Below are 26210 nucleotides of genomic sequence, written 5' to 3' on the forward strand. Positions count from 1 at the left end.
TAGAGGAGCTGAAGCAAGAATGAAGAAAACGTCTGCACACAAAGTGAAGCAGCAGATTGGTGGAAAATTTAGTACATGGAGTCGATTTTGGCGCTTTCCAATCATCTGGATGATTGCAGGGTCAATCGGTATTATTCTCGTGGATTCACTATTTCGTGCTCTAGCAGAACAAGTAGAGGGAATTTTTTCCCTTCTTTTAACATTAACAGCGGGTTTTGTTGCCATTATGGTCTATAAGCTTACGATGAAATACCTGGCAAGTCGGTCAATTCCAGAGATATCAACACACCGCATAGGAATTGAAGCTGGCATGGGATTACTAACTGGGGCAATCTTTATCATAGTATCCACTTTTATAATAGTTGCTATGGGAGGTTACTCCTTTCAATGGGCGAGTGCGGATATGGGTTCTGTTCTTATATCCTCCATTGAAGCAGCTTTAGGCGCAGCCATTATTGAGGAACTCATCTTTCGTGGGCTTATGTTCCAAGCCATCAGTAAATTAGCAGGAAACTGGCTCGCACTTGCTGTGACCTCACTATTCTTTGGAGTTGCGCATCTTGGAAATACAGGGGCAACACTATGGAGCTCGTTCGCCATTTCTATAGAAGCAGGTCTTCTGCTCGGAGCAGCATTCATGTGGCGACGGAATTTGTGGTTTGCCATGGGACTGCATTTTGCCTGGAATGCATGTGAGGGTTTACTTGGTATTCCGGTTTCTGGACACTCTTCAGTCGGTCTGTTTACTGTGAAAGTAAACGGTGCTGAACTTCTCACGGGAGGGGATTTTGGACTCGAGGGCTCTATTGTCCCGGTTATGATCAGCCTTCTGATAGCCACTCCCATGCTGATTGGCTATGTACGGCATCGGGCATCATTAGGGAAGCTTTGAAACTAAAAAATATGCTAAAAAAGAGGGATAGAATCGTCCAAGTACTTGGGTATATACTTTTTTTAAAATCAGCATTTAGTTCATTTACAAAATAATTGTTCACTAATGTCACCCAAAAAAGAAAAACCATTCATAAACACGAAAATAAAGTGTTACACTGGTTTTTCTTTTTCATTTTAATGTTCTGTACAAACTCCCCCACGATAAGTTATTACTGTTTCAATTATCCAAATCTAGCAGTTTGGATTTTTTTTTTAGTTTTTAAAAGTGGTTCAGTTAACCTTGATTCCTCCCTCCTATTTTCTGTTTTAATCGAAAGACATCTAATTTTAGTCATGAAAAAAACTCTCTTCTACTTGTGAAATAACACAAATAAAAGAGAGTAATTTATGAAACCGATAGTTGCAGGTAAGTAATTATTACCTTATACGAAACCCTAAACAAGCGTTGGTATATAAGGTTTTCAAGACACTTTAATTACTAATAAAATACAGTCCTATTCCCACTCAATAGTTGCTGGTGGCTTACTCGTAATGTCATACACTACGCGGTTAATGTGAGGTACTTCATTGACTAGACGAACACTTACTTTTTCTAGAACATCCCATGGGATACGTGCCCAGTCAGAAGTCATTCCGTCGATAGAGGTTACTGCACGGATACCGATTGCGTAATCGTACGTACGTGCATCGCCCATTACTCCAACGCTGCGGATATCAGGAAGCACTGTGAAGTACTGCCAAATATCACGGTCAAGTCCAGCTTTTGCAATTTCTTCACGAAGGATGAAATCAGATTCACGAACTATTTCTAATTTTTCTTCTGTTATTTCACCTAGCACACGAATTCCTAAACCAGGACCTGGGAAAGGTTGACGCCAAACAATTTTTTCATCTAAACCAAGTTCCAAACCTAAAGCACGCACTTCATCTTTAAACAGAGTTTTTAGCGGCTCGATTAGTTTAAACTGCATATCTTCAGGAAGTCCACCAACATTATGGTGAGATTTAATCGTTTGAGCAGTTGCAGTTCCAGACTCAATAATATCTGTGTAAAGAGTACCCTGTGCTAAGAAGTCCATACCATCTAATTTAGAAGCTTCTTCATCGAATACATAAATAAATTCGTTACCAATAATTTTACGTTTTTTCTCTGGATCTGAAACACCAGCTAATTTATTCATGAAGCGTTCACGAGCATCAATTTTTATGACGTTCATGTTAAAGCCTTCTGTGAAAGTCTTCATAACTTGTTCTACTTCACCTTTACGGTTTAAGTTATGATCGACAAACATACAAGTTAGTTGGTCACCAATTGCTTTATGGATTAATACCGCAACTACTGAAGAATCTACACCGCCACTTAATGCACAAAGAACTTTTTTATCTCCAACTTCTTGGCGAATGTTATGAAGCTGCATTTCAACAAAGCTTTCCATCGACCAGTCACCTTTTGCATGACAAACATCAAATACGAATTGACGGATTAACTCAATCCCGTAGATAGAATGTCTAACTTCAGGATGGAATTGTACAGCATAGAAATTTTTAGCTTCATTTGCCATTGCAGCTACTGAACAAGATGGACTTGTTGCAATAACTTCAAAGCCTTCAGGAGCAACTGTTACATGATCTCCATGGCTCATCCAAACGACTTGGTTTTCCGGAAGTTGTCCAAATAAAGGTGTTGCGTTTTTCACATTGATCTCTGCTTTACCATATTCTCGATGAGAAGCTTTTTCTACTTTCCCACCAAAATGCTGAGACATTAACTGCATACCGTAGCAAATACCTAAAATTGGCACACCTAAGTCATAAATTGCAGAGTCGATATGGAATGCATTTTCATCATAAACTGAATTAGGACCACCTGAGAAGATAATTCCCGTTGCATTTATTTTCTTCAATTCCTCAGCTGTAACTGTATGTGGAAGTAGTTCGCTGTATACGCCAAATTCACGAATACGACGTGTAATAAGTTGGTTATATTGACTTCCGAAATCTAGAACGACAATCTTTTCTTGTTCTTTTAACAATGGTGTTAAAGACATTAGCTCCACCTCTTCTTATAAGTAATCCAATTATACCCTCTGTCTCATTGAATGATAAAAAAACGCGTTAGAAAGCATACCTCTTTCTACGCGTTTATGTTTTCTACATCAAAAAGGTGAATGCATATGTCTGAAAAAGACATGACTGCATCCACCTTCATAGTCAAGTTGTTAATGGCAACTTGGTAGAAACATCCGAACCATATCATCGGACATATACGAGGGCAACATCGGTCATTTTATTTGACTTCAGTTTACAGGTTGTTGCTCTCAAAATCAACCGCTAAGCTGATTGATTAAATTTTCCCAACTTTCTCTCATCGATACATAATCTATACCCTCTCGATTATTACCATATAGACCTTTTTCATATGCAGCTGTTAATTTGCGCATATGTGTTTCTCCAAAGCCTGCATCTACATATTTTGCATATGCAGATAACGTCTGTCCTTGCTCTCTTGCCATTCCATATCCATCTAATTGTTTTAACAATTGATGATACATCTTTTCAAACGTATCCCAATCATTTTTTCGCATGCGATTAACTGGTATTAATACTTTCGCTAACCACTTTCTTCGATGGTGATATGCAAACATAGATAGTAATGCCAAACCGAGTATTGTCCAAAAAATAGACGCTTTATTATTATTTACCCATTTAGCAATATTGCTCATAATTTCACTGAATCCTATAGAAACTTCCTTATCTTCTTTCTCTCCTTTTGGTTTTTCAGTAGCTTTCTCAGGAGTACTTTCAGGTGTTTCCAACTGATCTTTTTCAGTATCTATATCATAATTTAAATTGACAGAATTCGTAAATCCAATAGTTGGCTCGAACGTCATCCATCCTATACCTGGGAAGTAAGCCTCTACCCATGAGTGAGCATTATTATTTGTCACTTCGTATACTGGAAGACCATTTTCACGTTCGACTACTTCTCCTGATGCAAAACCCTTTACCCAACGTGCAGGAATTCCTTTAGAACGTAGCAAAACAACCATCGATGTCGAGAAGTTATCACAATATCCTATCTTTGTATCAAATAAAAACTGATCCACATAATCGGTATCACCTTCTGGTACCGCAGCCCTATCCTGATTATAGCTGAAACCATTCAAACGGAAATACCGTTCAATTGCTTTTGCTTTATCGTATAAACTATCACTGTCAGAAGTAATAGAGGTTGCTAAATCTTTTACTCTTGTTGGTAATGTTTCGGGAAGCTGCAAATAACGATCTAATTCACTAGGTAATCCTTCTAAATCTGCAGGCACTGTTTCCCTAAGTGCTTTTAAGCTATACAACGGCTCATTGTAAGTTACATCATAGGTTCCAACAGGTGTTTCATTGCCTCCATTAAAAGTATATAGTTTTTGATTTCTTTCATTCATCGATAAATAAATTGGCTCCATTGAATCAACTTGCTCGATTCCATAAGGCTGCATAATAAAAGAATAAGCCTGGGACATATAAATACTAGCCTTTAATGATTCATCTTCTGTTCCAGGTGCTATATCCGATTCAATCGTCTCTCCCAACTCATACCCCCTAAGAACTGGAGTCTCCGGTGCTGAATTTATCCATCCTTTTGAAGTATACGTATCCTTCGTTTCAATCTTCCAATATTGCTTAGTTGGAGTAGTTGCATAAAATACTGGAGTATCATCGCTTGCGAAAGCTCCGCCTAAGCGTTCATCATTTTCCCCATATCCAACCTTTTGTGTAGCTCCTCTCACGCCTTTACCATCGTCACCGTTCGCAGCATTTGGGCTCGTTGATAATAGAAAAGGCACTGGATCCGGCCAGCTTGGACCAGCTTTTGGTAGTGCGTAGGCAAGTGAGCTACTAATTACCACTATACCTATTAAACTTCCAATTCCAGCTATTAAAAATGCACCATGAAGTTTCCCTTCTTGCTCATGAATCATTTTTTGTGCATATAACAAACCTAAAATGATAAATCCAGAAGTTAATACAATAACGATACTCTTTTCGCCACTATATGGACTAAACGTATCTAGAATTGTTATAAAAAGAACAGTAAATAGAAAGAATAACATTAAATTTTTACGTACTCTTATCCAGTAGTTTAGTAAATAAGTAGTCATCCATAATAAAATAAAAAACAAAAATGTTCGAAAGGGATCTGTAACCTGTACCCAGTCTTGACTTATAAGAGATGCAATATTTTCTTTGAACATTTCCAAAATTAACTTAAAAGATTCTACTGATAAGATAGATAAATCTGTATAGATATTTACAATTACCCAACAAATATATACTAACTTAATCGGAAATACATATACCCATTTCAATTTTAATAAATAGAATACAAATGAAATAACTAAATACCAACCAAATAAGTTTAAATGACCCGTATCTGTTAGCTCAATTACTGGCTTTAACCATTCCATCATGAGGATTAAAACAAATGAATAAACAAATACAGATATTATAGTTTGCTGTGTTTTTTTACTCACGAACGTTTCACCTCCATGAAGGCTTGGGCAAATCGATCCTTCGTAATTGGCTGTACCTGAAAACCTCTGCTAGCTGCATACTTGTACATTGCATTCTCTTCACTGGTATTTTTTTCAGTTTTGGTTTTTATGACAAAACAAGTACAAGCTCGTAGATTCGTTGCATTTTTTTGAACACTATCCATCCATTCATAAGTTAGGTTACTAGTAACATATAAAAGCGTTGTCGCATTGGATAACGACTGATCATGTAAAATTACTTGCTCTAGTGGCTTCGTTAAATCATCTTTTACTTTTGTTAAATGGTATAGTACTCGTTGTAGATGTTGTTCCGTCTGAACTTCAGGTAAAAACATTCGATCCTCTCCAACAGACAGAAACGCAGAGGATGCCTGGTGTCTTACGATTGCTTGCATAATAGAAGCAGTTAAATCGACCACTTCCTCAAACAGAGGTGAAGGAGTTCGATCAACTACTACAAACATATCCTGAGATTGACGATCTTCAAATTCTTTTGTTTTTAATGTTTGTGTTCTCGCAAAGGATTTCCAGTGAATCCATGATACCCTATCACCAGGTTGGTAAGATCTAACCCCAGTTGCCATCGATGTATCTTTCATTGCCTGAATTCTTGAAGCTGCAGCACCTTGATCGTACCTCGTTTCTATTGGTATGTAGACCATCTCAGTCAAATTAGGAAATACTAGAATGGTTTTAGGATTAGTTATAAATACTTCTTTTTTTACCCACCCGAATAGATCGCTTACTTGAATACTCGTCCCCTCTAAAACATGCTCACCACGAGGAATATGTTCTATTTCATAGGTCCATGTAAATTCTTTTTTCATACCCCAAAAGGTAAGTTGCTTCCAAGAAGCTTCTGTTGCAAGAGAAGGACTGACTTTCTCCTCCATTTGAACGTACATAAGAGGAAAACGACTTTTCCTAGTCACACGAATTGTTGCTGAGAACCGCCCACCACTTTGAACTTTGCGCGTTTCAATAATTCTCTCAACAACGATATCGGTTAACGACTTCATATATAACAGCAACGAATAGAAAGAAATAGGGATAATTAAATAAAACAAAAACCAACTCACAAATCCACCTTGAAACATTGCATATATGAATGCGATTACTAGTAGAAACAGTATGCCTATTACTCCTCGAATCTTCTTCCACCGATTAAGCAATTGCTTCATTGACTTACTTTCCTCTTAATAGGGACCGGAGTTCGCTTCACAATTCGAGCAAGCACTTCTTCAGAAGAAATTCCATCATATCGTGCTTCCGGGCGTAAGATGACACGATGTCCAAATACATAAGGCATCAAATACTGAATATCATCTGGAGTAACATACTCTCTACCATTAAGTAGAGCAAGGCCTTGTGAAGCACGCATTAGTGCAATAGATGCACGTGGACTAACGCCTAGATAAATATATGTATCCTGTCTTGTACGATTAGACAGGTCAACAATATAGTTCTTCATCGTTTCATCTACTTTTACTTGCTTCACTTGTTTTTGAAGCTCGATTAATTCCTCAAGAGAGATGACGGGTACTAATGTATCAATCGGTGATGCATGCTCTAACCTATTTAATACTTCAATTTCTTCGCTCGGATGTGGGTAGCCCATCTTTAACTTTAATAAGAACCTGTCTAATTGTGCCTCCGGTAGTGGATATGTTCCTTCATGTTCAATCGGGTTTTGCGTTGCCATAACAAAAAACGGCTTTGGAATTGGCATTGTTACTCCATCAATAGTAACGGAAGCCTCCTCCATTCCTTCTAGCAGCGCAGATTGTGTTTTCGGAGATGTACGATTGATTTCATCAGCAAGAACGATATTTCCTAAAATCGGACCTGGTCTAAATTCAAACTCCATTTCCTTTGGATTGTAAATAGATACACCTAATACATCTGAAGGTAATAAATCCGGTGTGAATTGAATTCTTTTAAAATCTGCTCCGATCGACTTAGCAAGTGCACGCACCATCATCGTTTTCCCTACACCTGGTACATCCTCTAATAACACATGGCCTTGCGCCAATAATGCTACTACAGCAAGTTCGGCAATATTTTTTTTACCAATCATTACTTTTTCTATATTTTCAATAATTGCTTCTATCTGTGCTCGTTCTTTCATTCATTCTCCCCCTCAGGTCCCCTATATATTGACTTGCGTGAAAATTTATACAATATGCTATAAGCATACCCAAAATTTGCCTTAAGTACAATACAAAGCAAAAAGTCGAGCTGTCTTTTTAATGACAGTTCGACTTTTTGTTATATATTATTTCTGCTCTATCTTATTTCCAAAAGTCATCAAAAACGGTGATTGGTAAATGACGCTTATGCATAGAACGATTATAGAAACCTTCAATTTTTTCTTGAGCTTCCTCAGGTACCGTTTTACCTTCTAAATAATCATCAATTACTTCATACGTTACTCCAAGTGCAACTTCATCTGGTAGAGCAGGCCTGTTTTCTTCCAAATCAGCTGTTGGGACTTTCGTATAAAGATGCTCAGGACAACCTAATTCCTTTAATAAATGCTTACCTTGACGCTTGTTTAGGCGAAAGATTGGGGTGATATCTACTCCACCATCCCCGTATTTTGTATAGAAACCAGTTACCGCCTCTGCAGCATGATCGGTACCAAGAACTACCCCATTATGCATAGCTGCAATAGAGTATTGAGCTTTCATACGCTCGCGAGCTTTTTCGTTCCCTTTAGCGAAATCGGATAGGATGATACCGGCATCTTCTAAAGCTTTATCGCTAGCATCTACTGCTTCTTTTATATTGATCGTCACTCGTTTACTTGGTCTTATAAAATCGAGTGCATCCTGACGATCTGGTTCATCAAATTGAACACCATATGGCAAGCTTACTGCTATAAATGAATATTTATCCTCACCAAGCTCTTTATTTAATTCGTCTATCGTGAGCTGTGCAAGTTTACCAACTAATGTAGAATCCTGACCACCAGAAATACCTAAAACCATACTAGTTAAAAATGGGTGTTTTTTTAAATAGTCCTTCATAAAATCGATACTAATACGTATTTCTTTTTGTACATCAATGGTCGGGTTCACTTTTAACGCTGCTATAATCTCTTGTTGTTTAGCTGACATTAATACCTACCTCCATTTTGATCAATAAAATTGTGTTCCATCTCCTTGATCTCTTGAATATTACGCATTTTATTATCCCAACATTTTTGACTTAAATCCACTGGATACTCCTCGGGATTTAGTGAACGTTTATACTCTTCCCATAATAAATCAAGGTTATCATGAGCGTATTCTCGAACCTTGGATAACTCAGGTATATCATAGATTATTTGACCATTTTCGATCACTTTTACATGTAAATCCCTTGCTTCAAAATTCGTCACAAATTTAGAGACAAATGTATGCACTGGATGGAACATCTTTAAACGTTCCTCATGCGTAGGATCCTCGTCGTGCATCGTAATATAGTCGCCTTCCGCTTTCCCATTTTCTTTATCTATAATTCGATATAGTTTTTTCTGACCTGGAGTTGTAACCTTTTCAGTAGTAGAAGAAATTTTAATCGTATCTTCCATTACCCCAGCTTCGTTTTCTATCGAAACAATTTTATAAACAGCTCCAAGTGCTGGCTGATCATATCCAGTTATTAGCTTCGTACCAATACCCCAGCTATCAACCTTAGCTCCCTGTGCTTTTAGGTTTAGAATTGTATATTCATCCAAATCATTGGAAACAACAATTTTTGCATCATGGAATCCGGCTTGATCTAACATTTTTCTTGCTTCCTTCGATAAAAAGGAAATATCACCTGAATCTAGTCGAATACCGATGAAGTTAATCTTATCGCCAAGCTCTTTTGCCACTTTTATAGCTGTTGGCACTCCCGTTTTCAACGTATTATATGTATCCACTAAAAATACGCAATCTTTATGTCGCTTCGCATAGGAATGAAAAGCTTCATACTCATTTTTATATGCTTGTACTAGCGAATGAGCATGCGTGCCAGTAACAGGAATTCCAAACATTTTCCCAGCACGAACATTACTAGTTCCATCTATTCCGCCTATGTATGCAGCTCTAGTACCCCAAATAGCCGCATCCATTTCTTGCGCACGCCTTGAACCAAACTCCATTGCAACTTCATCTTTTATCACCTGTTTAATTCGAGATCCTTTTGTCGCTATCAACGTTTGGTAATTGACGATATTAAGTAAAGCTGTTTCCACAAGTTGTGCTTCCGCAAGCGTTGACTCAATTCTAATAATCGGTTCATTTGGGAATACAAGCTCCCCTTCTACCATTGAATACACATTTCCAGTGAAACGAACAGTACGTAAATAAGCTATAAAGTCTTCTCTATATCCAAGCTCATCTTGTAAGTAAGCTAAATCACTATCGGTAAAATGAAAGTTTCGCAAATAATCAAGACATCTTTCCAGCCCAGCAAAAACTCCATAACCATTACCAAATGGAAGTTTGCGGAAAAATAGCTCAAATACCGCTTTTCGTTCATGCATATTATCTGCCCAATAGGCCTCTACCATATTTATTTGATATAAGTCTGTATGTAATGCTAAACCATCATCTGGATAATTTTTTTTCATGAAAATCCCCTTCTCCATAACTATTGAACTAAGTATACACTATTTACCCTTTTTCTTGGCAAGTAATCATCTCTAAGGAGTGGAAGTAAACCATTCAGAGAAACACTTACTTAGAAGAGCATTAATGACACAGATTTTGTTGCTTATAGAGTGTAGCGTATAATTTTATGGTAATATGCCATCACGAATAAAACCAGACATCCAGGATGACTGGTTTTTAATTTATTTATCGCCCAACGGAGAAATGACAGTAGCTACGTACTCTGCTATCGCATCTATTTCTTCTGCTGTAAGTGTATCCTTAAATGATGGCATTGCGCCTTTGCCGTTTATTATACGGTCAATCACTTCCTCTTTGTTTTCTGCTACTGTACTATTTTGCAAGTTTGGACCATTGTGTCCATTAGCACCTTGATCTCCGTGACAAGCTATACAGCTATTTTTGTAACTAGTAAGCCCAGTATCTACACTTACGGTTACTTCAGTTTCTACTTTAGTGGCTTTACCTTTAGCCGAGGCATCTATAACCTGCCCTTCTTGTAAAGCTCCTCCTAATTTAAATGTATAAACTTTGTCGCCATGCTTTGTTCCAGCAAGTGCATTCCCAGCAACATAAATAGAAATATACTGTTCGCCATCTATTTCATAAGTAACAGATGGCGCATTCGCACCTGCATCCATCATATATTCCCAAACTTGCTCTCCTGTTTTTGCATCAAAAGCTATTAAACGTCCGTCATTATGTCCAACAAATACTAAATTTCCAGCAGTTGTTAAAACTCCACTATATGCAATTGCATCCCAGTCAACTTGCCATACAATTTTGTTTGTTTTAACATCCATTGCTGTAATAGTTCCTCTCTGAGGAGCATTGGAAACAGGTGCCATAATACTTCCTATATACATTGAACCTTCCTCATAAGCGGCCTCATCTTCTTTGGAAAGTGCCACATAAGTATCATTTCCTAGTACATAAAATAGTTCCGTGTCTGGGTTATATGCAGATGGCGGCCAGTTTGCTCCACCTTGAGGACTTGGTTTTAGCGTAACCGGCACATCCCAGAAAGGGGTAAAAATATCACCTATTTCACCTTCAAAGGTATTAACTAAATCTCGTTCAATGTCTTCCTCAGTTACACCTTGAGGAACAAATGCATCTCCTACCGGGAATGGTTGTGTCGCAGCTGTTTTTTGTCGTTCATCTTGAGGCACAGGTTTTTCCTCAATACCTACAAGTGGAGTACCGTCTATACGATCTAAGAAATAAATCCACCCAGTTTTACCAGCCTGCCCGAGACCTTTGGCATTTCTCCATCTTTTTCAACATCAAAAAGAATAACTGGATTTGCCGGATCCATATCCCATATATCGTGATGTACCTCTTGAAAGTGCCATACATACTCGCCGTTTTCCGCATTTACCGCTACTACAGAGTTGGCATATAAATTATCCCCCTCACGATTACTCCCGTCTAAATCTGGGGCGGTATTACCTGTAGCAAAGTAAATGTAACCTAGTTCTGGGTCAACTGCTGGAGTATTCCAAACCGGTCCTCCACCTGTTAACCAAGCATCATTATCTGATGGCCAAGTATCTCCATGTTCGTCAGCCGGTCCTGGAATAGTATAAAATCTCCATACTTCTGATCCTAAGTCAGAATCGTAAGCCATTACACGACCGCGTATACCATATTCTCCACCTGCTACCCCAGTATAAACTTTACCGTTGTAGTAAAGTGGTGCACTTGTTACTGTATATCCTTCTTCCCATTCTGCTACTGTTGTTTCCCATAGTAATTCACCTGTTTTTTGATCAAGTGCGATTAAACGTGCATCAAGCAAACCCGCGCGTTGTCCACCCGCAGCATACAGTATCCATTTCTTGAGGAATTTCTGGAGTATATGCCCAAATTTGTTCTCCTGTTTTTGCGTCAATTGCAAAAATATCATTAGCCCCTGTGGCAATATACATTATTCCTTCTACAACAATTGGCGTTGCTTCACCAGAATATTTATTTTCTGCTCCAGAACCTAAGCTTGAAACCCAGGTAGGTTTTAAATCCACAATGTTTTCAGTAGTAATTTGGTTTAGCATAGAATAGCGTCTGTTGTAGTAATCTCCACCATGTGTTGTCCACTCTGTAGAAGCATAATTTACAATTGCATCATCATTTGATGGACTAGGTTCAACTTGGCCTTCTTTATCAGGTTCTTCTTTTACTGTTATGCTGGCATATGGAACTTCATCGTTTCCATCATCCGATTTTTCAAAGTTTACTACTAGAAATACCATAAAAAAAGCTACAAAAATACTTAATGAACCTATAAAGATTAGTGCGGATACCGATAATCCTCTACTTCGCATCTGACCCTCCCTCCAACCTGTTGAAATGTGCTGATTAAATAGTTTATGTTTCGAATTTGAAAGAAATGCCGTTCCTTCTGAAATCGAACCAAATAAAAAACTGTTCCAGAGTTTAGACCCTAGAACAGTTTTCTTTAAAATATTCTTATTTATTTAAGTCCTTGCAACCTTCATAGATTAGATCAAATAACTCTTGAATATCGTTTTCTTCTACACAGGAGAATGCTACTCGGATATCTGTTTGATTGCTTGCGATTACACCTACACCGTATTGATCGAGTAAATGCAGTCTTAAAGTTTCAGCATCCACTGAATTTAACTTCAAGCACATGAAGTAACCAGAATTGAACGGATAGTATGTCCAGTGCGGTGCGTACTTTTCATCCGCTAAGACTTGCTTCGTTTTTATAGCTCGCCCTTGCATAATTTGGAATTTCTCTTCTTTTTCTTGTGAAAACTCTTCAGATTGTAGTGACTCTAAAAGAATCGTTTGAGAAATATGAGATCCGCTTGAAATAGTCCCACGAATAATACCTTTTGTTTTTTGTTCTAAAGCATCTAGTGTATCCGGATCCGCTGCATACGTGATAAATCCTACACGTAATCCCCAAACGTAGTTTTCTTTCGTCGCACCATCAATTTTTACTGGCAGAATATTCATATGGCTGTCTGCTAGTAATCCGAACAATGATTCCTTAATAGAATCCTCATAAAATAATCCAAAATAAGCGTCATCTAGTAAAACAACTAATTTCAATCCACCTTCAGCAGCATCCTTCAACACTTGGACGATTGCTTTAGCTTCTTCTACAGAAGGAGTAAAACCAGTAGGATTGTTAGGAAAGTTTAACAATACAATTGCTTTTTCCTTTTGCTTAGCAATTGTTTCACGGAAGGCTTCTACATGGAAACCGCCTGCTTCATTGAATAGAGGGAAAGTCTCGACACGTCCGCCTCTTCTTACTTGGAATACAGTATTGTAATTACCCCAGTATTGCTGTGGTGTTACTAATACATCACCAGCATCCATGAACAAGTCTGCAGCGATACTTAAGCCGTGTGTTAGTGCACTTGTCACAATCGGTGTGCCAATCGATTTACCTTTCATAGAAGGGTTATCTACTAAAAGTTTTTCTTTCCATATTGATCGTAAAGCTTCCTTACCTTGAGGAGCTGCATATGGATATATATCATTTGGCTTATAATCTAGTTTGTTTTGTATATGACGGAAATGCATCGGTTCGCCATTTTCCGTTGCGATTCCAATAGTAGCATTAAATCGGTGTGCTTTTTTCCCTGCTTCTGCACTTTGACTTAAAATACCTTTCGGATAGAATAAGTTCTTACCTAAATCCGATAACATATTATAAATAGCTGGATTTTCATTTTGCATTTTCTCGTTTAATTGGGCTGCTAAAGCATTCATCTATTGGTCCCTCCGAAATGTTTGATTTAAAAATATTGTACTCTATTTACCTAAAGTATAATACCCTTTCATAAATTATATCGTTCTAACCTTGTTACTGCTTCAACTCTAAAATGACAGGACAATGATCACTTCCAAGGACATGAGCATCTATAGAAGCGTCCTTTAATAAGGGGGCAAGTGTTTCAGAGGCAATAAAGTAATCAATCCTCCACCCTATATTCCGCTCTCTCACCTTACTCATATAGGACCACCAAGTGTAGGCACCCTCTTTGTCTGGATAAAAATAACGAAATGTATCTACAAATCCTTCTGAAAGTAAAGCTGTCATTTTGCCACGTTCTTCTTCTGTAAACCCAGAGTTTCCTCTATTAGACTTAGCATTTTTCAAATCTATATCCCCGTGAGCCACATTTAAATCGCCACAAATGATAACAGGTTTTATCGCATCTAACATATTCAAATAGTTACGCATTTCATCTTCCCATTCAAGTCGATAAGGAAGTCTTGTTAAATCTCGTTTTGCATTAGGCGTATATACATTCACCAAATAAAATTGGTCATACTCAAGCGTAATAATTCTACCTTCATCCTCTGAATCATTATCCCCAACTCCATATTTCACAGACAACGGTTTTACCTTGGTGAACACTGCGGTTCCAGAATACCCCTTTTTCAAAGCGTAATTCCAGTACTGCTCATACCCATCTAATGATAGTTCTATTTGACCTGCTTGTAGCTTCGTTTCCTGTAAACAGAAAATATCTGCATTTACTTCATTAAAATATTCCAAAAATCCTTTTTTCACGCAGGCTCTTAAGCCATTCACATTCCATGAAACCAACTTCATTTTATTTCCTCCAAAATAGAAACCTATGTAACTAGTTTATGTTAATCATAACAAAATCTTAGTTTAACGAAAAACAATTGGTATCCTAGGCTTTGCAGGCTATTAAATGAGAACCATAATGTGATCGGCCATCCTCTTACTTTTTAGACATCCTCAGTAATACGAATATTGCAATAGCCAGCGCAAATAATCCAAACAAAATAACCAATGAAATAGCTCCGAATGCTAGTAAACTCATATATATACCCCCTATGCAGTTTCTTTCCTTTATTATATTTCTTTATTGAAAATACACAAGGTGTCTATCGTTAAAAGACCTTAACTACAAGCATGAGTGGAGTATGTTAACGTACAAACACAATCCAGTTGCCCGCATCCACAACAATAAAAAACCCTGCTCAAGAAAGAGCAGGGTTTTTACTGTTAATATGGATCGGCTTCATGACCTTTTTTGACCGCTTGTTCTGGTGCTTGATCTCCGCCTTTATTTCCTAACGGTTTTTGAGAGGAACCATTATTTTTAGCTTGAGCAAGTCCCTCTCTTAAATGTCGCCCATAATCGGCATCCGCTTCCTCCGCTAGTGCAATCATTTTCTCTTGAATTCGCGGATCACATGCAGATAGGTCATTTACTAAATTAGAGATGAGCTCCGTTTTTTCCCATTGTTCAAATTGGCGATAAGTTTCCCCAGCTTGCTTGGTATTACTTTGACGATCGATGGATTCGCGAACTAAGTTTCCTTTTATCATAGGAGTATATTCTTTGCCTACCTGTGTTGCTTCCTTTAATCCATCTAATATAGAAGGCTCATAGTTGATATGTGGATTTTGGAAAGGTCCTCTATCTAACCGGTACGCCATCTGTCCTCCCTTTTGATTGGTTGCGACGCGCTTCTTAGGAGCATTGATTGGAAGCTGTAAATAGTTCGCTCCAACACGATGTCGCTGAGTATCCGAGTACGAAAATGTGCGACCTTGCAGCATTTTATCGTCTGAAAAGTCTAACCCATCTACGAGCACCCCTGTGCCAAACGCCGCCTGCTCCACTTCTGTAAAGTAATCCTCAGGGTTTCGATCTAACACCATTTTACCTACGGCTTTCCATGGAAATAAATCTTCTGGCCAAAGCTTCGTATCATCTAATGGATCAAAATCGAGCTCTGGATGATCATCATCGCTCATCGTTTGAACTAGAAGCTCCCATTCAGGAAAGTCACCTTTTTCAATTGCATCATATAAATCTTGTGTGGCATGATTAAAGTTCTTTGCCTGAATTTCCTCTGCTTCCTTTTGAGTTAAATTTCGTATACCTTGCTTCGGTTCCCAGTGATATTTTACGAGTACTGCTTTACCTTCATTGTTTACCCATTTATACGTATTCACACCAGAGCCTTGCATCATTCGATAATTTGCTGGAATTCCCCACGGCGAATATACAAATGTAACCATATGGAAGGACTCAGGTGAACTAGCACAAAAGTCAAAGAAGCGTTCAGAATCCTGAATATTCGTTACAGGATCTGGCTTAAACGCATGAATCATATCTGGGAACTTTATCGCATCACGAATAAAGAATATTTTTAAATTATTCCCTACTAAATCCCAGTTTCCATCCTCTGTATAAAATTTAACTGCAAATCCGCGTGGATCACGCAATGTTTCTGGAGAATGTCCTCCATGAATAACGGAAGAAAATCTAACAAATACAGGAGTTTTCTTTCCTTTTACCTGAAACAGTTTAGCTCGAGTATATTTAGAAACTTCCTCGTCCCCAACAGCACCGTAAGCTTCGAAATAACCATGCGCACCTGCGCCCCTTGCATGTACGACGCGCTCTGGTACTTGTTCCCTGTCAAAGTGACTAATTTTTTCAATGAAATCATAGTTTTCTAAAGTTGCTGGCCCTCTGTTTCCGACAGTTCTAATATGCTGATTATTCGTTACAGGATGCCCCTGTCTATTAGTGAGCGTATCCTCATTTTCCACATTTGTCTCGTTATTTGGTTGCTCTTCTGCCATTCTTCATCCTCCTAAACATTATAGATAGAATTTACATTCCCCTATATACTGTCCAGAACGATGAGTAAATATTCCAAAATTACATAAAGCTTGCTATCGAAAACGCATACTTTCTCCAAACTGATACATGAATAGGTTGTTCTACGTTCCTTTTACTACTTACATATGTTTGAAGATTTCCTTTAAATTTTAAGGTTAATGCTGAAAGTTGTTCAAAGTGATGCGGTTGTGCCAAAGGTGGCGCAATATGAAATCGCGAAGATGGACATTCTTTCATAATAGTAGCGACAAATTGAGAACAAAAGAAAGCATTCTCACGTTCCATTTCAATATTTACTGCAACTAACACCAAACCTATTAGATTATATTTGTATAATTGCTTTTGCTGTTCCATTTGGCTAATTTTACTCTTCATCCGCATATATTCAGAATCTGTAACTTCGCACTCATAAATGGCGCAGGTAGCTCTTTGGAACAGTCCTTCAACAGGATTTTCCTTTACGAAACCCCCATTGAATGGATTATGACTACTTTTCCGACCAAAGCTATACATTTCATTTAATTCCTCATCAAAAGCAATAGAAGCATGGTTTAATTCTTTTCTTGTGTACATGCCAATCGCCTTCGAAAATAGTGTACCCGTATTGCTAAGAATGATATAAATCTTTTTCCCCATTTTTGCCACCTCGTTCATAAGAGACATTTTTGCCTCTTTTCTATTATTTTAATCATGCTCTATCTGCTAATTATTCCATACGTACTTAAGGTGGAAAATTACTAAGACCTAAGACGTATATGATTAACAATTAGATTCCTAGTTAAATAGGGGCGAAAAAAAATAGTCATCTTTGAATGCTATACTTTCCATCCATTTTGTATATCCGCTTAAAATAACCGGAAATTTATAATAAACTTAAAGAGCTATCTAACCGCAAGAAGATCAATATCTAGACTTAGATTTAGTATATACAGATGAATATGGAGATTTACTTATCCGTGTAGTTGGACCATAAATGTAATGAATTTTTAGTAGAAAAATGGTATGAAGTAGTAAAGGAAATGAAAGCACACATTATTGACACAATCCCAATCGCTGTTCACTTTGGTGGAAGATCCACATTCTAGCATGATGGGAGATAGCCCTGATAACTTTGCTATCAATAATGATATGCAAATGTCGGATGTAGAAAATTTAATCGTTTGTGGACACCATACAAATGTTGGTATGTTGGCTTATCTAGCAGTTGAAGGTATGGTCGAATACTTAAAAAAACGTCGTTTTTACATTTTTGCACGGAATGTGTTATATTAATAACGATTCTATATATAGAAGGAGGAGATTCTATGCCAAACATAGGAATACCCGGTTTAATACTTGTATTAATTATTGCTTTGATTATCTTTGGTCCATCTAAATTACCTCAATTAGGCAAAGCAGTTGGACAAACATTAAAAGAATTCAAAACCTCGACTCGAGATATTATAAATGATGAAGAAAAAGATGATAAGAAAGTCGAAGCATCTGAAGTAAACCTAGACAAGAAATAAAACTGGTTGGTCCTGACATCCGTCAAGACCAACTTTTTTATTATAAAACTTGAGTCAATTCATAATCTACCTTTTCCACGATATCCGTGACAGTTACATTATTGTATCCCTTTTTCTTTCACCTGCTGGACAAAATGCTCTTTAAAGAAATTTTGTTCTTCGCTATTGAGTGATTTTCTGAATTCATGAGCATTCCTCCATTGTTTTATACATAGTGAAAATTATACATGATTAGCTTACCTTGAACCAAACTCTTTTAAGTTCGTCCATATTCCTATATCTGTTTAAAAGGAGTACTCGTATGCGTTCTTTTCTACTATTTACATATTTACAGGCACTATCTTGTATATTTCCAGTAATCATATTTGCAGCTCTAGCCCTTTCAAAATTTGTAGCTATCCCATTTATTCCTAGATACGACTTTATCCTCCTCATTTGTATAATTGGACAAGTATTTATGCTCGTTTCAAAATTAGAGACTTGGGATGAGTTTAAGGTAATTTGTTTATTTCATATTATTGGTCTTGGTTTAGAGTTATATAAAGTACATATGGGTTCTTGGTCATATCCAGAGGAGGCATATAGTAAGGTGGTTGGCGTGCCTTTATATAGCGGATTTATGTATGCCAGTGTTGCGAGTTATATTTGTCAAAGTTGGCGAAGAATGAATCTACATATGTATAATTGGCCGAAACCAATTTGGGCAGTTGGAATTAGCACTCTTATTTATTTCAATTTTTTTACCCATCATTTTACTTATGACATTCGTTGGGTTCTTAAATGCTTACTTTTAATCATCTTTTTCCGCACAGTAGTAACTTTTCAATTGAAGGAAAAGGTTTTTAAAATGCCCATGATTCTCGCATTTTTATTGATTGGTTTTTTTATTTGGATCGCTGAAAATATCGTGACCTTTTTAGGAGCATGGCAATACCCTAACCAAGCGGAAACTTGGTCTCTCGTCCATATCGGGAAAATTAGCTCGTGGTTTTTACTAGTGATTATTAGCGTAATTATCGTTGCACAATTGAAACGAGTGAAGAGTCGTACTTTGTGATTGTTGTTTGGTTTAGGTGATTGATTATTGTTCAGCATTAATCGATTTCATCATCAGAAAAACACTGCCAAGAAGGCAGTGTTTTATTTTTAATCTACAACAAAGTACCTAGCATCTGGATGTGCAAATACAATGGCAGAAACGGATGCTTCTGGTTCCATCATGAATTCTTCAGTAAGCTCTACTCCAATGATTTCAGGTTTTATCAAGCCAAACAGTTTTGCTTGATCATCTAGATTTGGACAGGCTGGATACCCGAAGGAAAATCGCTGGCCTTGGTATTTTGCAGCAAAACGATCGCGCATGGTAAAATCGGTTGCATCAGGAAAACCCCATTGGTCTCGGATTTCTTGATGAATTCGTTCGGCAAATCCCTCTGCTAGTTCTAGCGCAGTTGCTTGTAATGCATGACTTTCTAAGAATTTCCCTTGTTCTTTCAGTTTTGCTGCTTCCCCACGAACTCCATGTCCCGCAGTAACTAACATTAGTGCCACATAATCCATTTCTCCACTATCTACAGATTTTAAATAATCTGCTAGACAAAGGAAGGGTTGGGCAGATTGACGTGGGAATGTGAAACGCTCGATTTCTGTTTTCGAGTCGGTTGGGTCATAGATAATTACATCATCTCCATCCGCTTGTGCAGGGAAAAATTGATATACCCCTTGTGGCTTCAAAATATCCGACTGTAAATATCCAGTGACTAATTCATGTAAATTTGTTGCCCGCTCGTCTTTCTCTGCTAATAGTTTTTCACTATACCCTTTTAATCCTAAATGATGACCTATCAATGTTCGCATATTCACATATGGGTGTAAGTGCGCGACGGAGTAATCCTTTAGTACATGTCTCCGAACATCCTTTGGTACATATACCCGAACATCATCACGTACGGTTTTTACTGGTTTTTCTAAAACAGCCACTGCCTGCTTTGCTGAGCGATTAGCTTCTGCAATTTTTCTTTTTTCCTGTTGAACTCCAAGTTCGACTAATAAAGTCTCTTTATCCTCTTCATTTTGCAATCGATTGGCAAGATCTAGTCCCTGCATCGCATCTTTTGCATATAGGACTGGTCCATCATATTGAGCGGAAATTTTCGTTTCGGTAAAACGACGAGAGAGAGCTGCCCCCCCTACAAGTATAGGGACATCAATACCTGCTTCTTTAAAATCTTGAGCAGTAATAACCATTTGCTGTGCTGACTTTACAAGGAGTCCAGAAAGTCCAATAATATCGGGCTTTTCCTTTCGAATAACCTCTATTAAAGTCGCTGGAGTTACTTTAATTCCGACATCGATTACTTTATATCCATTGTTACTTAATATGATGTCTACTAAGTTTTTTCCGATATCATGCACATCGCCCTTAACAGTAGCTAGAACGATTTTACCTTTACCAGAGTCATCCTCTTTTTTCTCCATGAACTGCTCCAAATAAGCAACAGATGCCTTCATTACACCTGCACTTTGAAGAACCTCTGCAACTATTAACTGATTGCCATTAAACAGTCGCCCTACTTCAGCCATCCCCTTCATCAAAGGGCCATTAATGACATCTAGCGGAGCATCATACATTTGAAGTGCAGCTTCTAAATCAGGGATAAGTCCCTCTTTTGTCCCCTCAATAACATAATAAGCAAGACGTTCTGGTACTGTTTTTGGTATATCATCCTCGGTTTTTTCTTTCTTTTTATCGCGGTAAAAATCGGTAAAATCAGCAAGTGTCTGATCAGTCGTTGTAAATAATAGCTCATTTGCCATGTCGATTTCCAGTTTAGGAATAGACGCATATCTTTCAAGCTTTTCAGTATTTACAATCGCGTAGTCCAGTCCAGCTTGCGTACAGTGGTATAAATAGACAGCATTCAGCACTTCACGACCAACTGGTGGAAGACCAAATGATACATTACTAACTCCTAAAATAGTCAATGCTCGTGGTAGCTTCTCTTTTATTAGACGGATACCTTCAATTGTCTCAACTGCTGATCCTATATATTGTTGGTCTCCTGTTCCGACTGGGAATACAAGAGGATCAAAAATTATATCTTCTGGTGCAAGTCCCCATTTATTTACTAGTAAATCATAGGAACGTTCTGCGATTTCTAACTTCCTCTCCCTTGTCACCGCCATTCCTACTTCATCAATTGTTCCAACTACTACTGCCGCACCGTACTTTTTCACTAGAGGCATTACTGCTTCAAATCGCTCTTCCCCGTCCTCTAAGTTAATGGAATTGATGATTGCTTTTCCTTGGGAATATTTAAGTGCTACTTCTATTACTTTTTCATCTGTCGAATCAATAACAAGTGGTACTTTAACTTTTTTCACGACCTCTTTCATGAAGTTAGTCATATCCTCTAGTTCATCGCGGTCGGGATTTGCGAGGCAAATATCAATAACATGAGCTCCACCTTTAACCTGTGCTCGCGCAATTTCAGATGCTTCTTCAAACTTTTCATCCACGATTAAACGTTTAAACTTCCGAGAACCTATTACATTCGTACGCTCCCCTATGAATAAAGGACGCATTGACTCATCATATTGAAGAGGCTCAATTCCAGAAACAACATGCCCTTGTCGACCCAACTCTACCGGTTTACGTGGAGCAAGATCTTGTACTGCTTCTCGGACTGCTCGAATATGAGCAGGGGTCGTTCCACAGCATCCACCCACAACATTTAACCATCCCTTTTCAGCAAAGCCTCTTAGCTTTTTAGAGAGTGATTCTGGAGATTCATGGTAATGCCCTTCTTCATCTGGTAAGCCGGCATTTGGATAACAGCTCACATATCCATCCGACAACTCAGATAACGAGCGGATATGATCTGTCATAAATTCTGGTCCTGTCGCACAATTTAAGCCTACCGAAAGTGGTTTAATATGCTCGATTGAAATATAGAACGCTTCGATACTTTGCCCTGCAAGTGTCGTTCCCATTGGCTCTATGGTTCCTGAAATCATAATAGGTAGCTCTTTATTCAATTCCTTAAACGCCTGTTTGATACCGATTGTTGCAGCCTTCACATTCAGCATATCTTGACTAGTTTCCAGTAAGATAACATCTACTCCACCTTCTACTAAAGCCTTTGCTTGCACATAAAAGTCGTTCGTAAGTTCATCGAATGTGATACCACCTGTGACTGATAATGTTTTTGTCGTCGGTCCAATTGCCCCCGCTACAAATCTCGGCCAATCCGAAGTAGAAAATTCCTCTGCACATATTTTAGCTAGCTGAGCTGCACGAAAGTTAATATCATATGCCTGATTACCGAGATCATATTCATTTAACACTACAGGAGTTCCACCAAATGTATTCGTACAAATAATATCAGCACCAGCAGCTAAATATTCACGATGGACGTGTTCAATAACATCCGGTTTTACTATATTTAAATACTCATTACAACCGTCGTATTCATCCCCTCCGAAATCTTCGGGATTAAGATCCGCATTTTGAATCATCGTTCCCATTGCACCGTCAATAATTAGTATTCTTTCTTGGAGTTGTTGCTCAATTAGATGTTTGGACATAGCTGAACCCTCTCTCTTTCTTTCGATCAATCTCTTGAATATAATGAATTAATTCAAGAGACATATCGTATCGGAAAAATGGCGTAATTATATAAATACCGTTGAATAGCTTCGCTGCTGTATCTATTAATTCCTTTGAAATTTGGATACCTTCTGCAGTAGCTAGCTCTCTATCATCTCCACATAAACGCATACGCTCCAGTACCTCTTCGGACAATTTTATACCTGGTACTTCGTTGTGAAGGAATTCTGAATTACGACTATTAGTCAGTGGCATAATTCCAATGAAAATAGGGGTTGATAAATGCTTAGTCGCTTCATAAATTTCATGAATTTTATCTTTCGAGTAGACAGGTTGTGTGATGAAATAATCTGCTCCACATTCTATTTTCTTCTCTAGTCGCTTCACTGCACGGTCCAGAACACGAACGTTCGGATTAAAAGCAGCAGCTACGGAGAAATTAGCTTTTTTTCGTAGTGACTTTCCTGAGAAAGAAATACCTTCGTTTAATTGTTTGATTAGTTGTATCAATTCTAGGCTTGATACATCATAAACACTTGTCGCCCCAGGGAAATCACCAATTTTCGTCGGGTCTCCAGTTACAGCAAGAATATCATGGATTCCAAGCGCATCCAGCCCCATTAAATGAGATTGAAGACCGATTAAATTACGATCACGGCATGTAATATGAGCAAGCGGTCTAATATTTTTTTGGTGTTTTAACATCGAGCCCATTGCCATATTACTAATACGTGGGGAGGCTAATGAGTTATCCGCCATTGTCACTGCATCAATTCCAGCAGCATATAGCTTTTCTGAACCTTCCATGAATGTAGTCGTGTCAAGATGACGAGGAGTGTCTAGCTCAACAATAATCGTCCTTTCTGTTTTTGCTTTTTCATGGAGAGCCAGTGTGTTAGTCGGCTTGGCGTCTTGAATAATAATCGGCTTTCTGTTTTCAACAACCTTACTCGTAATCGGCGCTAAATGACCAATATGTTTTTTTACTGCTTCGATATGCTTTGGTGTCGTCCCGCAGCAACCTCCTATTAGTCGTACTCCAGCATCCCTAAGATATAACGCCGCTTTTCCAAAATATTCAGCATCGGACTCATAGACAATTCGCCCTTCATCTATATCCAGTAAACTAGCATTTGGATAAGCAGAGAGAAAAGCCTTATTCGGAAGTTTTACTCCTTCAAATGCTTGAATTGTATGATGGGGACCTAGTCGACAGTTGACTCCAACTATGTTCGCTCCAATTGCTTCAAGCTGAAGCAGAGCATCATTAAGTGGTAAGCCATTTTGCAAAATACCAGGCTCATGCATGGATACTTGGGCTATAATTGGTATATCAGTTAAGGTACGAAGATGAGTCACAGTAGTCTTTAATTCTTCTAAGTCATAATAGGTTTCGAGTAATAAACCATCTGGATCTCCCGCTAACAGCTGGATGGCTTGCTGATCGAGTGAATGGATAATCTCACCGAGCGTGGCATCACTTTTCCGAATTCCTCTAATGCCCCCAATCGTACCTATGACAAATTGGTTTCCGGGTGCAGCAGCTCTTTTAGCAATTTGGATAGCCGCTTCATTTATTTCTTTCACTTGGTTTTCTAGCCCGTAACGCGCCAATTTAATGGCATTCGCTCCATACGTATTCGTTTGAATAATATCTGCTCCGGCCTCAATATAATCCTGATGTATCTTCTCAATGATTTCCGGCTTTTGAATGTTTAATTCTTCATTGCAATAGTCAATTCCGTACGAATAAAGTAGCGTACCCATTGCCCCATCCGCTGTCAGTATGGACGACTGTAACTTCTCTAATAAACCCATTTGTATCCATCCTCTCCATATAAAAAAGCCTTCCATGAAAAGAAGGCTTTACGAGTATGCAAGATACCACCTTCTCATCTTTCAGACTTTGTTAAGTCTGCTGGATTTAGCACCTGACCAATTAATTGGCTGGTTGCTGAAGCTTCGTAGGGCCAGTCCCTCGGCTTCTCTTGATAAGAATTTCATTATTCAATTTTTTAATTAAACATATCGTACCTTTATTCCATTAAAGCGTCAAGATGTGTTTTGAATTTTCTATACACTTCTCTTAGTGTTTATTTATCCTATTTAAGTGATTTTCTTCTTCATTCTAGTGATTCTTCGCTACATTCTAGCGATTCTCCGTTGCATTCTAGCGATTCTCCGCTACATTCTAGCGATTCTCCGCTTCATTCTAGCGATTCTTCACTACATTCTAGCGATTCTTCACTACATTCTAGCGATTCTTCGCTACATTCTAGCGATTCTTCGCTACATTCTAGCGATTCACTCTTTTTCTATCTTTTTCAGTATATGCACAGGTGCTTTACCATATCCATTTATACTTAGTGTTTCTGGATGTTCCTATCTTGGTTAAATTCATTGATTGCAAGATTCTGTGCGCGATATATTTTGATTCTAAATGAAGAAAGTCTCTACATTGTTTATTAGTTATAGTATCACTAATCAGCATAAACCAATCCCTTATGGCCTTTTCATGTCCGAGCTTATCAAAATAGCCACAACGAGGACAAGTCCAGCCATTTTTTCTTTTTTCCATTCCATGAAAATCACAGCTTTCACACTGGACACCGCTTCTTAAATCTTTAGGATTAATACCCCAGCGTCCGCACATTGGAAAGGGAATATAAGTTTGTTGACCTACTTTTATTTGATTTTCAAATTTTTTCATTTTTTCAGAATCAAAATATACATTTTCGCGGGGAAGATTACGTAAATATACTGGGATGGTTTGGGGAAGAATAGCACTAAGTTTTTTCGGTGGTTCAATTACTCTCACTTTTGGATTGCTAAGAACAATCACACCGTATATTGGGATTGTCAGCCCATGATTTCCCAGCCATTCTTGTAGCAAATGAATATTTCGCGATAACTGGATTTCTGGGCTTTCAAAAACATCGATTTTACCATCGAGTGTTTCGCGCTCTAACTGCGCAGGGTTTTGTTTGAAAAATAACTTTCCACTTATATTTTTACTTTCGAGAATTACTAAGAAATAGGGAGTAAGAAAGATAGCATCTATTTGGAACTTACCGTTTGAATCTAATCCGATATTTTCAACGAAAAAGTATTCAAAAGGAAATGTATATTTCGCAAAAACTTCACTTATTCTACGTTCACCTTGCAGTCCAGCTTTTGCTGCCTTTTCTTTAGCTAAGATTATCTCCTTTTGAGGATGTGTATCATTCAATCTTTTTGCTAACATTTGTAAACCAATTAAATTATATTCGCAAGAATCCATTACTTTAAGCATACTTCACCTCCAATTGAATCGTAGCACAACAAAAGAAAATGTAAATTTCACCAAA

General features: G+C 38.0%; 19 protein-coding genes, 1 pseudogene and 2 riboswitches. Of the genes and pseudogenes, 4 read left to right on the plus strand and 16 right to left on the minus strand.

Annotated elements, in window-relative coordinates; genetic code table 11:
* Window positions 1-19 precede the first annotated feature (19 nt).
* A complete protein-coding gene (locus MKY60_RS16800; protein ID WP_340930674.1) occupies window positions 20-892 on the plus strand; it encodes a CPBP family intramembrane glutamic endopeptidase in 873 nt (290 codons plus the stop codon).
* 496 nt (window positions 893-1388) lie between these two features.
* Here the strand turns inward: MKY60_RS16800 and guaA are convergent, their stop codons facing one another.
* The 13 genes and pseudogenes from guaA to MKY60_RS16865 form a co-directional block, all read right to left on the minus strand.
* Complete coding sequence (gene guaA / locus MKY60_RS16805; RefSeq protein WP_090569118.1) at window positions 1389-2942, minus strand: glutamine-hydrolyzing GMP synthase; 1554 nt, start codon at window positions 2940-2942, stop codon at window positions 1389-1391.
* A gap of 140 nt (window positions 2943-3082) precedes the next feature.
* Window positions 3083-3184: riboswitch (purine riboswitch) on the minus strand.
* Window positions 3185-3218: 34 nt separating this feature from the next.
* Entirely contained in the window at window positions 3219-5423 is a 2205-nt protein-coding gene (locus MKY60_RS16810; protein WP_340930676.1) for a transglutaminase domain-containing protein, read from the minus strand.
* The gene (locus tag MKY60_RS16815) at window positions 5420-6625 is read right to left on the minus strand and encodes a DUF58 domain-containing protein (RefSeq protein ID WP_093496738.1); all 1206 of its coding nucleotides are present in this window, start codon (window positions 6623-6625) and stop codon (window positions 5420-5422) included. The genes MKY60_RS16810 and MKY60_RS16815 overlap by 4 nt, the downstream gene beginning before the upstream one ends.
* Window positions 6622-7572, minus strand: a complete 951-nt coding sequence (locus tag MKY60_RS16820; RefSeq protein ID WP_093496737.1) for an AAA family ATPase — start codon at window positions 7570-7572, stop codon at window positions 6622-6624. Before MKY60_RS16820 ends, MKY60_RS16815 begins: the two co-directional genes overlap by 4 nt.
* Window positions 7573-7735: 163 nt before the next feature.
* Window positions 7736-8563, minus strand: a complete 828-nt coding sequence (nadE, locus tag MKY60_RS16825) for an ammonia-dependent NAD(+) synthetase (protein WP_340930678.1) — start codon at window positions 8561-8563, stop codon at window positions 7736-7738.
* Window positions 8563-10047 carry a nicotinate phosphoribosyltransferase gene (locus MKY60_RS16830; protein ID WP_093496736.1) on the minus strand — a complete coding sequence of 495 codons (1485 nt, stop codon included), beginning with the start codon at window positions 10045-10047 and terminating at the stop codon, window positions 8563-8565. The genes nadE and MKY60_RS16830 overlap by 1 nt, the downstream gene beginning before the upstream one ends.
* 222 nt (window positions 10048-10269) lie before the next feature.
* Window positions 10270-10731, minus strand: coding sequence for a c-type cytochrome (locus MKY60_RS21210; protein ID WP_445678012.1), 462 nt, complete (start codon window positions 10729-10731; stop codon window positions 10270-10272).
* A pseudogene (locus MKY60_RS21215) lies at window positions 10708-11822 on the minus strand (pyrroloquinoline quinone-dependent dehydrogenase); the annotation flags it as partial. The gene MKY60_RS21210 and the pseudogene MKY60_RS21215, both read right to left, overlap by 24 nt.
* A gap of 58 nt (window positions 11823-11880) precedes the next feature.
* Complete coding sequence (locus MKY60_RS16845) at window positions 11881-12411, minus strand: hypothetical protein (RefSeq protein ID WP_340930686.1); 531 nt, start codon at window positions 12409-12411, stop codon at window positions 11881-11883.
* Between the two features lie 145 nt (window positions 12412-12556).
* Window positions 12557-13837 (minus strand): aminotransferase class I/II-fold pyridoxal phosphate-dependent enzyme, encoded by a 1281-nt coding sequence (locus MKY60_RS16850; protein WP_241600196.1) that lies wholly within the window; start codon window positions 13835-13837, stop codon window positions 12557-12559.
* 94 nt (window positions 13838-13931) lie between these two features.
* Window positions 13932-14687 (minus strand): exodeoxyribonuclease III, encoded by a 756-nt coding sequence (locus MKY60_RS16855; protein WP_093496733.1) that lies wholly within the window; start codon window positions 14685-14687, stop codon window positions 13932-13934.
* Window positions 14688-15110: 423 nt separating this feature from the next.
* Entirely contained in the window at window positions 15111-16706 is a 1596-nt protein-coding gene (locus MKY60_RS16860; RefSeq protein ID WP_090569094.1) for a catalase, read from the minus strand.
* Between the two features lie 79 nt (window positions 16707-16785).
* Window positions 16786-17382, minus strand: coding sequence for a hypothetical protein (locus tag MKY60_RS16865; RefSeq protein WP_139176027.1), 597 nt, complete (start codon window positions 17380-17382; stop codon window positions 16786-16788).
* Between the two features lie 399 nt (window positions 17383-17781).
* Between MKY60_RS16865 and MKY60_RS16870 the strand changes: the two genes are divergently transcribed.
* The 3 genes from MKY60_RS16870 to MKY60_RS16880 all read left to right on the plus strand — a co-directional run bounded on the left by MKY60_RS16870 (window position 17782) and on the right by MKY60_RS16880 (window position 19311).
* Complete coding sequence (locus tag MKY60_RS16870; RefSeq protein ID WP_340930689.1) at window positions 17782-18018, plus strand: hypothetical protein; 237 nt, start codon at window positions 17782-17784, stop codon at window positions 18016-18018.
* A gap of 32 nt (window positions 18019-18050) precedes the next feature.
* Complete coding sequence (gene tatA, locus MKY60_RS16875; protein WP_090569087.1) at window positions 18051-18254, plus strand: twin-arginine translocase TatA/TatE family subunit; 204 nt, start codon at window positions 18051-18053, stop codon at window positions 18252-18254.
* 301 nt (window positions 18255-18555) lie between these two features.
* The gene (locus MKY60_RS16880; protein ID WP_093495997.1) at window positions 18556-19311 is read left to right on the plus strand and encodes a DUF817 domain-containing protein; all 756 of its coding nucleotides are present in this window, start codon (window positions 18556-18558) and stop codon (window positions 19309-19311) included.
* Window positions 19312-19400: 89 nt separating this feature from the next.
* Here the strand turns inward: MKY60_RS16880 and metH are convergent, their stop codons facing one another.
* The 3 genes from metH to MKY60_RS16895 form a co-directional block, all read right to left on the minus strand.
* On the minus strand, window positions 19401-22841 hold the full coding sequence (gene metH, locus MKY60_RS16885) for a methionine synthase (protein ID WP_340930691.1): 3441 nt from the start codon (window positions 22839-22841) through the stop codon (window positions 19401-19403).
* Entirely contained in the window at window positions 22822-24681 is a 1860-nt protein-coding gene (locus tag MKY60_RS16890) for a bifunctional homocysteine S-methyltransferase/methylenetetrahydrofolate reductase (protein ID WP_340930693.1), read from the minus strand. The genes metH and MKY60_RS16890 overlap by 20 nt, the downstream gene beginning before the upstream one ends.
* A gap of 71 nt (window positions 24682-24752) precedes the next feature.
* A riboswitch (SAM riboswitch) is annotated at window positions 24753-24861 on the minus strand.
* 346 nt (window positions 24862-25207) lie between these two features.
* Window positions 25208-26155, minus strand: coding sequence for an NERD domain-containing protein (locus tag MKY60_RS16895; protein ID WP_340880427.1), 948 nt, complete (start codon window positions 26153-26155; stop codon window positions 25208-25210).
* Window positions 26156-26210: the final 55 nt, after the last annotated feature.

Origin of the sequence: Psychrobacillus sp. FSL K6-1415, from assembly GCF_038003185.1 — a bacterium.
Classification (GTDB): Bacteria; Bacillota; Bacilli; order Bacillales_A; family Planococcaceae; genus Psychrobacillus; species Psychrobacillus psychrodurans.

Coding starts and splice junctions, on each gene's coding strand:
- MKY60_RS16800 (WP_340930674.1), top strand. CDS start 20: ATGAAGAAAACGTCTGCACACAAAGTGAAGCAGCAGATTGGTGGAAAA.
- guaA (WP_090569118.1), bottom strand. CDS start 2,942: ATGTCTTTAACACCATTGTTAAAAGAACAAGAAAAGATTGTCGTTCTA.
- MKY60_RS16815 (WP_093496738.1), bottom strand. CDS start 6,625: ATGAAGCAATTGCTTAATCGGTGGAAGAAGATTCGAGGAGTAATAGGC.
- MKY60_RS16820 (WP_093496737.1), bottom strand. CDS start 7,572: ATGAAAGAACGAGCACAGATAGAAGCAATTATTGAAAATATAGAAAAA.
- nadE (WP_340930678.1), bottom strand. CDS start 8,563: ATGTCAGCTAAACAACAAGAGATTATAGCAGCGTTAAAAGTGAACCCG.
- MKY60_RS16830 (WP_093496736.1), bottom strand. CDS start 10,047: ATGAAAAAAAATTATCCAGATGATGGTTTAGCATTACATACAGACTTA.
- MKY60_RS21210 (WP_445678012.1), bottom strand. CDS start 10,731: ATGATGGATGCAGGTGCGAATGCGCCATCTGTTACTTATGAAATAGAT.
- MKY60_RS16845 (WP_340930686.1), bottom strand. CDS start 12,411: ATGCGAAGTAGAGGATTATCGGTATCCGCACTAATCTTTATAGGTTCA.
- MKY60_RS16850 (WP_241600196.1), bottom strand. CDS start 13,837: ATGAATGCTTTAGCAGCCCAATTAAACGAGAAAATGCAAAATGAAAAT.
- MKY60_RS16855 (WP_093496733.1), bottom strand. CDS start 14,687: ATGAAGTTGGTTTCATGGAATGTGAATGGCTTAAGAGCCTGCGTGAAA.
- MKY60_RS16860 (WP_090569094.1), bottom strand. CDS start 16,706: ATGGCAGAAGAGCAACCAAATAACGAGACAAATGTGGAAAATGAGGAT.
- MKY60_RS16865 (WP_139176027.1), bottom strand. CDS start 17,382: ATGGGGAAAAAGATTTATATCATTCTTAGCAATACGGGTACACTATTT.
- tatA (WP_090569087.1), top strand. CDS start 18,051: ATGCCAAACATAGGAATACCCGGTTTAATACTTGTATTAATTATTGCT.
- MKY60_RS16880 (WP_093495997.1), top strand. CDS start 18,556: ATGCGTTCTTTTCTACTATTTACATATTTACAGGCACTATCTTGTATA.
- metH (WP_340930691.1), bottom strand. CDS start 22,841: ATGTCCAAACATCTAATTGAGCAACAACTCCAAGAAAGAATACTAATT.
- MKY60_RS16890 (WP_340930693.1), bottom strand. CDS start 24,681: ATGGGTTTATTAGAGAAGTTACAGTCGTCCATACTGACAGCGGATGGG.
- MKY60_RS16895 (WP_340880427.1), bottom strand. CDS start 26,155: ATGCTTAAAGTAATGGATTCTTGCGAATATAATTTAATTGGTTTACAA.